This window comes from Sutcliffiella halmapala (genome assembly GCF_002019665.1).
GTDB classification, from domain to species: domain Bacteria; phylum Bacillota; class Bacilli; order Bacillales; family Bacillaceae_I; genus Sutcliffiella_A; species Sutcliffiella_A halmapala.
In genome coordinates this window covers 3,093,451-3,105,492 of record NZ_KV917375.1, presented here as the reverse complement: position 1 = coordinate 3,105,492, position 12,042 = coordinate 3,093,451, and the positions used below count along the sequence as shown (strand labels likewise).

At 36.4% G+C, this 12,042-nt stretch carries 15 protein-coding genes; 8 read left to right on the top strand and 7 right to left on the bottom strand.

What is annotated here, in order from left to right; genetic code table 11:
- Window positions 1-79: 79 nt before the first annotated feature.
- Together BK580_RS24115 and BK580_RS15375 are read left to right on the top strand one after the other, a co-directional pair.
- Window positions 80-442: a cyclic-phosphate processing receiver domain-containing protein gene (locus tag BK580_RS24115; RefSeq protein WP_328589093.1), complete on the top strand. Its 363-nt coding sequence runs from the start codon at window positions 80-82 to the stop codon at window positions 440-442.
- A 192-nt stretch (window positions 443-634) separates the two neighbouring features.
- A complete protein-coding gene (locus BK580_RS15375; RefSeq protein ID WP_078381192.1) occupies window positions 635-1,165 on the top strand; it encodes a mismatch-specific DNA-glycosylase in 531 nt (176 codons plus the stop codon).
- Window positions 1,166-1,235: 70 nt separating this feature from the next.
- On the opposite strand, the gene BK580_RS15370 is transcribed toward BK580_RS15375, so the two are convergent.
- Together BK580_RS15370 and BK580_RS15365 are read right to left on the bottom strand one after the other, a co-directional pair.
- Window positions 1,236-1,418, bottom strand: a complete 183-nt coding sequence (locus BK580_RS15370; RefSeq protein ID WP_408055246.1) for an H-type small acid-soluble spore protein — start codon at window positions 1,416-1,418, stop codon at window positions 1,236-1,238.
- Window positions 1,419-1,532: 114 nt separating this feature from the next.
- Complete coding sequence (locus BK580_RS15365) at window positions 1,533-2,684, bottom strand: ROK family transcriptional regulator (protein WP_169865039.1); 1,152 nt, start codon at window positions 2,682-2,684, stop codon at window positions 1,533-1,535.
- Window positions 2,685-2,895: 211 nt separating this feature from the next.
- On the opposite strand from BK580_RS15365, the gene uxaC reads away from it, so the two are divergent.
- From uxaC to BK580_RS15340, 5 genes are read left to right on the top strand one after another with little or no spacing between them, the layout of a single operon-like run.
- A complete protein-coding gene (gene uxaC, locus BK580_RS15360) occupies window positions 2,896-4,320 on the top strand; it encodes a glucuronate isomerase (RefSeq protein WP_078381189.1) in 1,425 nt (474 codons plus the stop codon).
- On the top strand, window positions 4,317-5,357 hold the full coding sequence (uxuA, locus tag BK580_RS15355) for a mannonate dehydratase (RefSeq protein WP_078381188.1): 1,041 nt from the start codon (window positions 4,317-4,319) through the stop codon (window positions 5,355-5,357). The genes uxaC and uxuA overlap by 4 nt, the downstream gene beginning before the upstream one ends.
- 11 nt (window positions 5,358-5,368) lie before the next feature.
- A complete protein-coding gene (locus BK580_RS15350) occupies window positions 5,369-6,217 on the top strand; it encodes an SDR family oxidoreductase (protein ID WP_078381187.1) in 849 nt (282 codons plus the stop codon).
- A 26-nt stretch (window positions 6,218-6,243) separates the two neighbouring features.
- A complete protein-coding gene (locus BK580_RS15345; protein ID WP_078381186.1) occupies window positions 6,244-6,891 on the top strand; it encodes a bifunctional 4-hydroxy-2-oxoglutarate aldolase/2-dehydro-3-deoxy-phosphogluconate aldolase in 648 nt (215 codons plus the stop codon).
- Window positions 6,888-7,889 (top strand): sugar kinase, encoded by a 1,002-nt coding sequence (locus BK580_RS15340; protein WP_078381185.1) that lies wholly within the window; start codon window positions 6,888-6,890, stop codon window positions 7,887-7,889. Before BK580_RS15345 ends, BK580_RS15340 begins: the two co-directional genes overlap by 4 nt.
- 50 nt (window positions 7,890-7,939) lie before the next feature.
- Here BK580_RS15340 and BK580_RS15335 read toward each other — a convergent pair whose 3' ends face one another.
- The 5 genes from BK580_RS15335 to BK580_RS15315 all read right to left on the bottom strand — a co-directional run bounded on the left by BK580_RS15335 (window position 7,940) and on the right by BK580_RS15315 (window position 11,241).
- On the bottom strand, window positions 7,940-8,365 hold the full coding sequence (locus tag BK580_RS15335; protein ID WP_078381184.1) for a DUF1801 domain-containing protein: 426 nt from the start codon (window positions 8,363-8,365) through the stop codon (window positions 7,940-7,942).
- A gap of 52 nt (window positions 8,366-8,417) precedes the next feature.
- On the bottom strand, window positions 8,418-9,242 hold the full coding sequence (locus tag BK580_RS15330; RefSeq protein ID WP_078381183.1) for an STAS domain-containing protein: 825 nt from the start codon (window positions 9,240-9,242) through the stop codon (window positions 8,418-8,420).
- A gap of 63 nt (window positions 9,243-9,305) precedes the next feature.
- Window positions 9,306-10,268 carry a D-2-hydroxyacid dehydrogenase gene (locus BK580_RS15325; RefSeq protein ID WP_078381182.1) on the bottom strand — a complete coding sequence of 321 codons (963 nt, stop codon included), beginning with the start codon at window positions 10,266-10,268 and terminating at the stop codon, window positions 9,306-9,308.
- Window positions 10,269-10,568: 300 nt separating this feature from the next.
- A complete protein-coding gene (locus tag BK580_RS15320) occupies window positions 10,569-10,967 on the bottom strand; it encodes a hypothetical protein (RefSeq protein ID WP_139364912.1) in 399 nt (132 codons plus the stop codon).
- Between the two features lie 28 nt (window positions 10,968-10,995).
- On the bottom strand, window positions 10,996-11,241 hold the full coding sequence (locus BK580_RS15315; protein ID WP_078381180.1) for a hypothetical protein: 246 nt from the start codon (window positions 11,239-11,241) through the stop codon (window positions 10,996-10,998).
- A 246-nt stretch (window positions 11,242-11,487) separates the two neighbouring features.
- Here BK580_RS15315 and BK580_RS15310 point away from each other — a divergent pair, with 246 nt between their 5' ends.
- Window positions 11,488-11,793: a hypothetical protein gene (locus tag BK580_RS15310; protein ID WP_078381179.1), complete on the top strand. Its 306-nt coding sequence runs from the start codon at window positions 11,488-11,490 to the stop codon at window positions 11,791-11,793.
- Window positions 11,794-12,042: the final 249 nt, after the last annotated feature.

Here is a 12,042-nt window from a genome sequence, read left to right as displayed (position 1 = left end):
GGTAAAACCTTGGTGTATAAGGATTCCTTTGGATTGTCGTAATTTGTATGTAATATACTCGTAATTTGTATATGATAAACTGAACGGAAGTCGAAATATAGGAGGGGCCATCCTGAAAATTAATGTATTTCTAGATGATTATCGCGCATGTCCAAATGGTTATATCCTTGCTGAAGACATTGACGAATGCCTCACTTTATTAGAGAATAATGCGATTGAGCATCTTTCTCTAGACCATGATTTATTAAATAGAGAAAGAAATGGTCTTCTGCTCGTTCAAATTATGGTTGAAAACGAACTTTATGCGGAGAGGATAACGATTCATTCCGCAAACTCAGTCGGCAGTAAAGCAATGTACAACTACTTGAAACAAGCACAAGCAGAATTGAAAATCCCACCTACAATAAAAATACTTCTAAGACCACTACCATTATTTAGATAGGCTATATTAAAACATATTCCATACATTTCACAATCCCTAGCACGGAAATCTACAGGGCGTTCAAAGGGGTCACCGTATTTTCAGGGTAGCCTTGAAATAAACAAGTAAAAAACCAAACGAAATCTTACATTTAACCTTCCGTTTGGTTTTTTACTTTTGATAAAATAGCTATATATAATGAAGTTGTAAGAAATGGAGAGATGCAAACTGGAGTTCATTTATGATCATATTAAAAAGAATTTAGATATTTTATTTGTTGGATTTAATCCAAGTGTCCGTTCTGGTGAAACAGGACATCATTATGCGAATCCAAATAATCGATTTTGGAGTATTCTCCATCTAGCAAGTATTACACCTAGAAAGTACGCTCCTACGGAAGATTTTAAGCTAATGGAACTAAATTACGGCCTTACTAATATTGTTTCAAGACCAACCGTCGGTGCTGCAGATATTACGCGGGAAGAATATCAGGAAGGAAGAAAAGAGCTCAGGCACAAGATTGAAAATTTCCATCCTAAGATTGTATGTTTTGTAGGAAAGGGCGTGTATCAAGAGTACAGTGGGCGTCGAACGATTGACTGGGGAGTACAGGAAGAACCAATAGTTCCTGGTACCATTGATTTTGTCGCACCTTCTTCAAGTGGTTTGGTTCGGATGAAGTTAGATGAAATAGTGAGCATTTATAAAGAACTTGAAAAGGTTAAAAGTGAATTATGCTCCTGAAAATAGGCAATTAATTTGCACAAAACAGACAATTAGAAAAGCACTTATATAAAGTGCTTTTCTAGTGAAATTAGCCTTCTGTTAACATATCTAGGGAAACTACTTGTTCCTTCTCACGGTCTGCTAAAGGAAAGATTCTTGCGGTGTTATTTGCATCATCCACATGTTGTATGTAAATAGGAACATCGTTACATGTCACGTGAATCAATTCAGGTGAAGCAGCAATTTCTTTTGCTCGTAATTTGTTCATCATACACCTCCACAAAGTATCATTTGTGAAAGAATGAGAGTTTATACACGAAAGACTCTTCAACTAACGAAATTTTAGTTATCATTTATAAAGAAAATCATACCCGATTCTCAACTACTAGGAGAAATTTAAAAGGTCCACACCAAAGAAATCTTTCATAGCTAATGCACTTCCTCCAAGAACACATGCATTCTTACCTAGAGTAGATGCACGTATATCTTTATAATGATTCATAGAGGAAGTTAAGTATTTCTGTATTTTGCAAACAATATCAGGATAGCTCGAAAACAAATCACTATTTAAAATTACCGTTTCGGGATTAATAAAATTGATGATATTGTTTAACCCAATTGCAAGATACCTTGAATACTCCTCGATTGCAGCCTCGACAAGCACATGCTCTGCTTGCACCCATCTATTTATATCTTCAACAGTACAAACTTCCAAATCCATCTTAGAAGCAATTGTGTTGAGTAAGACTTTTTCCGAAGCGTATTGCTCCCAACATCCTTTGTTTCCACAGGAACAAGATACTCCTTCTGGTTCTATAATCATATGTCCAACTTCTCCTGCAAAACCGTCAAACCCTTTAAAGAGTTGATGATTAAAGATGATGCCCAACCCTATACCAGAATAGGTAGTCACACATACTAAATTGGAATTTTTTTCTGAATAAACCTGTTCTGCTAATGCACAAAGATTAGCATTGTTTTCAATTGCTACAGGAATTTGAAAGGTAGTTTCTAATGAAGCTTTGAGGTCAACATTTCTCCATTGATGATAGGGGGTAAAAACAATTAGTTGATTATTTTTCACTATCCCATGAACGCCAATCCCAATTCCTACTATTCCATATGTTGTATCAGGCAAAGTCTCCTTTACATCCTTAATCAAAGAAATAAGTAAATTTTCAATGTATGTAAAGCCATGCTCGTCTAAAGGAGTTATAGAATGATAAAGAATACTACCAACAAGATCTGTGACGATTAAATTTATGGAACTTGTGTCGATATCAATTCCAAGTGAGTAGCCTGCTGATTCGTTTATTGAAAGTATTATAGGCTTTCTTCCGCCAGACGAGATATCAGAATGTTTTTCGTAGAGTAAATTCTCCTCTAGCAGGGTAGAAATCTGTGAAGAAACAGTCGCTTTATTTAAACCAGTTATTTTGGCGAGTTCGGCACGAGAAATATTTTTATGTTGCATGATTTTTTCTAAAATTATTTTTCTATTTAAGTGACGTATATATGTCGCATCACCAGTATTCAAGGGGAATTCCTCCATCGTAAAAAGAAAATGTCGTTAAAGATAATCCAAGGGTAACAAAAGAAGCCTTATCCAGCAATAGCTAGAATGAAGTAGCTGATAAAGAATAAATAAATGCTTGATACTAAAAGTGTGCATGTGTATGATAAAAGAAAAAGCGGTTTGTTGAGTAAACAAACTAAGTTAAGTCTACCTTATTTGGGAGGAATTTAACATGAAACCTTTTATCCATGATGATTTTTTACTAACAAATGAAATGGCAAAAATTTTGTATCACGATTACGCCAAAAACTTACCAATCTTTGACTTTCATTGTCATTTAGAACCAAAGGAGATATGGGAGAATAAACAGTACAACAATATTTCTGAAATATGGCTTGCTGGAGATCATTATAAATGGCGAGCATTGCGTTCAAATGGCATCGGAGAAAAATACATAACTGGAGAGGCTTCTGATAAAGAGAAGTTCCTTGCATGGGCAAAAACAGTACCATATACAATTGGAAATCCATTATATCAATGGACACATCTGGAGTTAGCTCGTTACTTTGGGTACTATGAGTTGTTAAATGAAGAGAATGCAGAAAAGGTTTGGGATATGACTACCGAAAAACTTGCAGACAGTTCTTTTCGTGCAAGACAATTAATTACAAGTTCTAATGTTGAAATGATTGGGACAACAGATGATCCAACGGATTCTTTAACCTACCATGAGAATTTAGCAAACGATGATACATGGAAACCAAGGGTATTACCAACATTCCGCCCAGATAAAGGCATTGAAATAAGAAAGGAAACTTTTCTACCGTGGTTAGATAAACTATCAGTCTGTACAAAACAGGAAATTAATAGCTTAGAAGATTTACTTGTAGCATTAGAAGCAAGAGTGGAGTATTTTCATTCAAAAGGAGCGCGCTTATCAGATCATGGAATAAGTGAAATGGTTTTTGAGTCTGCTTCCAGACAAGAGGTAGAAGCTATCTTTCTAAAAGCAATTAAAAAACAAGATGTAACGATTCAGGATGAAAGAAAATATAAAACCTATATTCTGGTATTTTTGGGTCAGCTCTATGCAGACAAAGGTTGGACAATGCAACTACATATTGGAGCGATGCGAAACAATAATACAAGAATGTTTCACCTTATAGGTGCTGATAGTGGGTTTGATACGATTGAAGATTATCCTGTAGCTCAGCCTTTAGCAAATTTTTTAGATGAACTAGAGAAAACGAAGCAACTACCAAAAACCATTCTATATTGCTTGAACCCTAAAGATAATTTTGTACTAGCTGCATTAGCAGGAAGCTATCATGAAGAAGGAATTCCAAGTAAAGTTCAGTTCGGTTCAGGCTGGTGGTATAACGACCAGAAGGATGGAATGATTCGTCAGATGAAGGACTTGGCGAATATCGGACTACTTAGTAAATTTGTCGGTATGCTGACGGATTCCCGAAGCTTTTTATCTTATACGAGACATGAATATTTCAGACGTATTCTTTGTAATTTACTAGGAGATTGGGTTGAAAAAGGTGAGGCACCAAATGATGCTGCGTTGTTAGGTCAGATGGTGAAAAATATTTCGTATGAAAATGCGAAAACCTTTTTTGGGGATGAGAGAGAAGCGGAGGTTGGAAAATGAAGTTATCGTTTCGATGGTATGGGAAAGAGGATGAAGTAACTCTAGAATATATAAGACAAATTCCAGGAATGCAAGGGATTGTATCGGCGATTTACGATGTTCCGGTAGGTGAGGTGTGGCCAAGCGAAAAAATCCAAAGCTTGAAGGAAGAAATTGAAAAGCATGATTTAACTCTTACCGTAATTGAAAGCGTTCCCGTGCACGAAGATATTAAATTAGGGTTACCGACTAGGGATAAATATATTGCCAATTATAAGCAGACGTTAAAAAATCTCGCGAATGCCGGAGTAGGGGTAGTTTGCTACAATTTTATGCCTGTCTTTGATTGGACTCGCTCCAATCTCTATTTTCCATTAGCAGATGGTTCTACAACTCTTATCTATGAAGATAAAGTGGTTGAAAAGATGAATCCGCTTGCTGAAGGCTTGTCTTTACCGGGATGGGACTCTTCATATGCAGAAGGTGAGTTAAAAGAACTTTTGCAATCTTATCAAGATGTAACAGAAGAAATGCTATGGGAGAACCTAGCCTACTTTTTACATGAAATCATCCCTGTTGCAGAAGAGGTAGACATAAAAATGGCAATTCATCCGGATGATCCACCATGGTCGATTTTTGGTTTGCCTAGAATCATAACTAGTGAAAAAAGTTTAGCAAGATTAATTGATATTCAGGATAGTCCTAACAACGGAATTACGTTTTGCACAGGTTCCTTTGGCGCTAATTCTGAAAATAATTTAGCTGAAATGATACGTACCTATGGTTCGAAAATCCATTTTGCACATTGCAGAAACATTAAAAGAACAGGTGAGAGAACTTTTGAAGAATCCTCCCATTTATCATCTGATGGATCTGTTGATATGGTAGAAGTCATGCAAGCGTACAATGAAATTGGCTTTACTGGTCCACTCCGTCCTGATCATGGCAGAATGATTTGGGGAGAAACGGGACGTCCAGGATATGGATTATATGATCGAGCATTAGGAGCAGTTTATTTAAATGGAATCTGGGAAGCTCTAGTTAAAACAAAGTCATAGGAGAGAAATTAATGAATCTTCCATTTCAAGTGAATTTAAGCGGAAAAGTAGTTGTTATCACAGGTGGTAGTGGGGTATTAGGTTCTTCCTTTAGTGAGGCATTAGCAAAGTGCGGAGCCAAGATTGCGATTATTGGTCGTTCGAAAGAAAAAGTAGAGCATGTTGCTAGTAGAATTATAGAAAATGGTGGAGAAGCTCTTGGTATTTCAGCCAATGTCCTAGATAAAAGTGAATTAGAAGTGGCTAGAGAATTGATTCATCAAAAATTCGGAACTTGCGATATTTTGATAAATGGTGCTGGAGGGAACCACGCGCAAGGGACTACAGATCGGGAGTTCTTCGAAAAGGGAGATCTCCAAAAAGATTTTCGTACATTTTTCGATCTAGATGAAGCAGGGATTAACTATGTATTTCAATTAAACTTTTTAGGAACGCTACTTCCTTCACAGGTGTTTGGCAGAGATATGGTGGAAAAAGAAAGAGGAACAATTGTAAACATTTCTTCGATGAATGCCTTTACTCCTTTGACGAAAATCCCTGCATATAGTGGAGCAAAGGCTGCTGTTAGTAATTTTACGCAGTGGCTTGCTGTGCATATGTCAAAGGCTGGAGTAAGGGTAAATGCTATTGCACCAGGATTTTTCTTAACGGAACAAAATAGAACCCTTTTGCAAAAAGAAGATGGTTCATATACGGAGAGAGCGGAAAAAATAATTTCTCAAACACCGATGGGGCGCTTTGGTGAAGGTGATGAGTTAATTGGAACTCTTCTTTGGTTAGTGAATGAGCAGGCTTCTGGTTTTGTAAACGGGATTGTCGTGCCAGTGGATGGAGGATTTTCAGCGTATTCAGGTGTATAAACATGTAAAGAAGGGAGATGGGAGAAATGAGAAGATATAAGACCTTGAGTAAGCTAATCGATTTAGGGGTAGTCGCAGTTATTCGTGCAGAAAATCCAGAGGCAGGTCAAAAGCTAGCGGAGGCATGCGCAAATGGGGGGATAACAGCGCTTGAAATAACCTTTACAGTTCCAGGTGCAGATAAGGTTATTTCCTTACTAAAGTCTGAGGATAGATTACTAGTTGGTGCTGGAACAGTACTAGATGCCGAGACTGCGAGAATAGCCATTTTGGCTGGTGCTGACTATATTGTGAGTCCGAGTTTTGATCAGGCAACTGCACTCCTTTGTAATAGGTACCAAATCCCATATCTACCTGGATGTATGACGATAAAAGAAATGATTACTGCACTAGAATATGGTGTAGATATCATTAAGTTTTTCCCAGGGAATCTTTTTTCTCCAAAAGCGATCCAGACATTTAAAGGTCCATTACCACAAGCTTCCTTTATGCCAACTGGTGGTGTGACATTAGATAATATAGAAGATTGGTTTCAATCAGGTGCAATAGCAGTAGGAATTGGTGGAGATTTAACAGCTCCAGCTAAACAAGGAGACTATTATGCTGTAACCGATTTAGCAAGGCAGTTTGTAGAAAAGGTGAATAGAGTAAGAAATGTAGGTATTCACCCATGAAAAAAATAATAACATTTGGTGAAATAATGATGCGTCTTACCCCACCTAATTATGACAAAATAATACAAACAACTAGTTATCAGGCTACTTTCGGTGGAGGGGAAGCGAATGTAGCGGTCTCCTTAGCTTTGTTTGGTCATGATGTTGAATTTGTAACGAAATTGCCAACGAATGAGTTAGGGAAAGGTGCAACGCGCTTTTTACAAAAGCAAGGAGTCGCGACTAACTTTTTGGCAAGGGGCGGAGAAAGGTTAGGGATATATTTTCTCGAGCAAGGGATGTCAGTCAGACCGTCACAGGTTATTTATGACCGGAAAGATTCTTCTATTGCATTGGCAGATCATGTTGACTTTGACTGGGACAATATTTTTGAAGATGCAGTTCTTTTTCACACATCTGGTATTAGTGAAAAAGCGAGACAGCTTACGTTAACAGCGATGAGAGAGGCGAAAAGTCGCGGGATAACGACCAGTTTTGATATGAACTATCGAAGCAAGCTTTGGGGACTTGAAGAAGCGCAAGAAGCGATGAAAAGTATTCTTCCATATGTAGATATTTGTTTCGGTGGATATTTAGATGCAGTAAACATTTTAGGGATAAAAAGTAAGGTGCAAAACGGAGAATTAACAGCTATTTATTCGGATCTTTTCTCACAATTGGCTCTACAGTATGGGGTGAAACAGATTGTTTGTACGAATAGAGAGATTCATTCTGTCACACATCATACGTTAACAGGGTATCTTTATTCCAATGAAACGAAATTAATTTCAACGTCTGCTCATTCCTTTGATATCCTTGATCGGGTAGGTGGAGGTGATGCATTTGCTGCAGGGTTCCTTCATGGCTTTCTATCGGGATGGAGTGAAATGGATTCGTTGAATTTTGCTTTAGGTGCCTCTGTGCTGAAGCATACTATCTCGGGAGATAGTAACGCAGTCACGGTAGAGGAAGTACAAGCTTATTTAGTGGAAAAAGGAAAAAGTGCGATAGCAAGATAACAAACGTAAAGAGCCGGGATTACCCCGGCTCTTTACGTTTACTAAGCAATTCATGAATTACTTGGATAAGTTTCTTTTAAAAAAAGAACAGATTGGTTAATTAATTCTTTTAGTACTTCTACATCAATATCTGCCATTTTATTAATATAGACACACGCTTTTCCAGTTGTATGTTTCCCGAAGCCCTTTAATAATGCCTCGCGTTTTGGTTCTCCGGGTGCAAAGTATAGGCTTATTTTAGCTTTGCGAGGGGAAAATCCCACAAGCGGCGCATCACCTTCATGACCAGATTCGTATTTATAATGGTATGAGCCGAACCCAATTATACTTGGCCCCCACATCTTCGCATCATAACCAGTTGTTTCGCTGAAAATATCTAGTAATTTGTATGCGTCTTCTCTTTTTTTCGGGCTATCAACATTTTCAATAAATTCATTGACGCTATTATCGGTTTCTTTTGTTTTTAACTCGTACATACTATACCCTCATCCTCATTACTTATTATTAAAACAAAATATACTTCTTGGATTACTTTATTGCAAGTGCTCCAGCAAGAGTTGATTTAATGCATAAATCATCAAAGGATAAGCCTAATTGAACAGTAGTTTGTGCGATCTCAGGTCTAATCCCCGAAAGAGTAGTTTCTACCCCAATTAAGTTCAATGCTTTAATTAACTGGAAAATTTGATTTGCTACCATCGTATCTAGGATTACAACACCAGATAAATCAATATATAAATGGTTCACACTTAGTTTAGAACATTGCTCTAAAGTATGCTCTAGGATAAACTTTGCTCTACTAGTATCAATTTCACCTACTAAAGGAAGCAAGGCTCTATTATTATCCAATCCAATAACTGGGGAACTTAATTCTTGTATCATTTCTTGTTGAGCTTGTAATTTTTGATTTGCATATTTTTGATGTTCCTCCACATATTTAAGGACAATTTTATCGAAAGCTCTCATGACCATTTGATTCCAAAGCACTTCTCTATCCCTTTCCGTTTCATGCAAGGAAACAAAGTTATGAATAAAATGTAAATACTGCTCTTTTACTTTGAAAAATTCTTTTATAGTAAAATGAACAGGTGTACATAGATGCTGGTCATCCTGTGCAATTGTAAGGATCCATTTTTGAAAACCTTGATAGAATTTTGTTTCTTCTTCAATAAAAACTTTACAAAGCTGCAAGTGAAATTCGTAATTTTGCTTTTTTAAGGTTTCTATAACTTCGTGGTTTGTTGAAGCATAAACCCCTGATGTATTACTTTTATCTAAAGACTTATACCATTCCTCTGTAAGATTCTTAGCCTTATCTAATAAAAATGTGTGCAATTCTGGGTTTCTGTGCAAGAATAATCCCACCTATCAGTTAGTTAACAAGCTTAATAAATTTGTTCCAAAACTTTAATTCTATTAATAGCCTTTTGAAAAATCCACAAGATTCTTAGGGAGATTCCCATTATTTAAATATTGCTTTAAGTTTGGAATGAAAATATCCTCGATGACACGCTTTGTATAATGCTCTGTAGAACCAGAAGTATGTGGAGTAATGATAACATTCTCCATATCCCATAATGGACTTATTTGTTCTAATGGCTCTTGGACAAATACATCTAAGCCAGCACCTGCTATCTCACCAGTTTTTAGTGCATCTACGAGAGTATCTTCTTTCACAATTTCACCTCTTCCGATGTTTACTAAAAATGAGGAGTTTTTCATAAGCTTGAATTCGTCTTGTCCAAACATTTCGTTTGTTTCCTTTGTTAAAGGAAGTGTAATAACAACATAGTCACATTGTGGAAGGACCTCATGTAATTGCTTGGAAGTAAACATCTTGTCCACATACTCTTCTGATTTTCCGGAATGACGTACTCCTAAGACAGTCATTCCAAAAGCTTTAGCTATTTTCGCCGTTTCTTTCCCAATTTCACCAACACCGATAATACCAATAGTTTTCTCATGCAGTTCCAAGTTCATATGGGCGTGGTGCCAAGTTTTCGCTTGTTGATTTCTTACATAGGTATGTATTTTTCTAGTAAGTCCGAGTAGTAGTCCGAAAATCGTTTCCGAGATAGGGTAGGCATGGACTCCGTTTGCACTTGTAAGTGAAATTTCTTTTGCAGCAAGCTTTGCAAGCGGCATATTGTTTACTCCTGCGCTCCATGCTTGAATCCAACGTAAGGGCGAATCATCGCCAAAAGATAGTTCCTCTAATTCTTTCTTCCAACCAACAATAATTTCGGCATTCTTTATATGCGGAGTCCAGTTCTCACTATCTTTTCCACTGATGATCTCCCAATCGTGAGCTACTGCTTTTATTTGCTGCTTATATTCGTCTCCTATATCTTGTGTTACTACTAATGTTCGTTTTGCCATCCTTGGTTGTCCTCCATTAATTGTATTTGTTTTTATTTTACCAGAGTTGTCAGTAAAGTTAGAAATATTTCGGCTGATTTTTGCAGGGGTCGTAGGACATTTAATAGAAAATAAGAATAATAGCTCGAAGTGAGGGTGATCTAGAAGGTAACAAATTTGAAGTGTAGAGTTAGTTTTGCCCTGTAATCAGGGGGAAGTTTATGAGGAAAGTAGGGAGGACTCAGTCTGTAAATAAATCTATTCAACAGTCTGAGGTCCCATTTTCCCTCAGAAAGATTAATAAGCGAATCTAACTGGTTTCTATTCTTCAATAGAATCATATATTTCTTTGAGCCAATGATAATCAATGTTACCGCCCAATACTTCATAGATAATAGTATCCACAATGATTTCATTTTTATTTGTGTCAATAAAGATCTCGCTTTCAAAGATGTTTAGATACATGGTTTGATTAGAGGGTACTAAAGTTAGGTGCTGTTCTTTCATTTTTTGATATTGAAATTGATTGAAATAACTCACAATCTCTCTAATTTGATCGAAATCAAAAACAACTTTACTATCGTCTGTCGTATTAGTGCTAGATATGTCTGTGAGTAAAGTGAAAGGAATTTCTTCTGGCTCCCCGCCGACAACTTCGTAAAAATTCTTAACTCTACCATCGTATGCATTAAATCCGATGATAATAGTCATGCATAACAAAAGGAATGATACAGTTAGCAGGTATTTTTTAATCATTAGTTACATGTCTATGCCATATTTTTTTTTCGGCAATAAAAAAGCCAATGCTAGCAGATAAACATGCAATGATGATTGGAGAATAACGAAAGGTACCAAAGCTTACGTTATTAAGGGGTAAACTGCCCTCATTTAAAGCGGGTGGAGTATAGGTTGCAGTTAAATAAACACCTAATAAAATTTGAAGAACGATGGATGTAATGAGAAAACCAGCGATAAATATTAGAAACTTTTTCATGCTTTCACCTCCTTTACCTAATACGTAGTTAATCTCGAACAGGTTTCAAAATGTTTGAATAAGAAGTGGAAAAGTGCAGAAAAGACTAATTATCAGTGCTAATAATTTAAAAATTGAATGGAGGTTGTTTGAATTGGAAGGGAAACAACTGTAATAAAATAAAGGGACGTTAAAGATAACATTGGATATATCGATTTATTCGACTTGAACATAGGAGAGTTTGTTGTATGACAGGAGGCACTAAAAATGAAGAATAAATGGGTGGCTATCGCATGTGTTATCTTAATTGGAATGGTTTTCTATACAGGACCATGGCAAATTTATTTAGACAAAAAGGATAAAAGGACATTAGCTACTTTACTAGAAGATCCAACTATCCGATTAGAACTTTTGAATTCAGATGCTGAAGTGAACGAGATAATAGCGATAGGAAAAGGTTATTATCAGATATGGATAGAGGGTGAACAGTTTGTTGTAGGATTAAGAAACAAGGGTTCCAGTACAGAATATACAATTTATGAAAATAAAACGGAGTTACGGCAGGCACGGTGATTTTTTATGAAATATTTCTGTAATATTTGTAATGTTATAACATAGTTTCCTTTTTAATAGAGTGATGAAAATGGATGTATGATGCCTTGTAAAGTTTTATTTGCAACCCTATCTTATACCACTAAATGGAATATAAAAGTAAAAAATAACTACTTTACAGGTGTCAGAGAGCAATTTAATTAAAGACTCATGGAAATGATTCACTTCCTTTTTAATGTGAAGTTAACCCTGCTGTAACAATTGAATTGG

Coding starts and splice junctions, on each gene's coding strand:
- BK580_RS15315 (WP_078381180.1), bottom strand. CDS start 11,241: ATGAAAAAGTTTCTAATATTTATCGCTGGTTTTCTCATTACATCCATC.
- uxaC (WP_078381189.1), top strand. CDS start 2,896: ATGAAACCTTTTATCCATGATGATTTTTTACTAACAAATGAAATGGCA.
- BK580_RS15370 (WP_408055246.1), bottom strand. CDS start 1,418: ATGATGAACAAATTACGAGCAAAAGAAATTGCTGCTTCACCTGAATTG.
- BK580_RS15310 (WP_078381179.1), top strand. CDS start 11,488: ATGAAGAATAAATGGGTGGCTATCGCATGTGTTATCTTAATTGGAATG.
- BK580_RS15345 (WP_078381186.1), top strand. CDS start 6,244: ATGAGAAGATATAAGACCTTGAGTAAGCTAATCGATTTAGGGGTAGTC.
- uxuA (WP_078381188.1), top strand. CDS start 4,317: ATGAAGTTATCGTTTCGATGGTATGGGAAAGAGGATGAAGTAACTCTA.
- BK580_RS15340 (WP_078381185.1), top strand. CDS start 6,888: ATGAAAAAAATAATAACATTTGGTGAAATAATGATGCGTCTTACCCCA.
- BK580_RS15375 (WP_078381192.1), top strand. CDS start 635: ATGGAGAGATGCAAACTGGAGTTCATTTATGATCATATTAAAAAGAAT.
- BK580_RS15335 (WP_078381184.1), bottom strand. CDS start 8,365: ATGTACGAGTTAAAAACAAAAGAAACCGATAATAGCGTCAATGAATTT.
- BK580_RS15350 (WP_078381187.1), top strand. CDS start 5,369: ATGAATCTTCCATTTCAAGTGAATTTAAGCGGAAAAGTAGTTGTTATC.
- BK580_RS15325 (WP_078381182.1), bottom strand. CDS start 10,268: ATGGCAAAACGAACATTAGTAGTAACACAAGATATAGGAGACGAATAT.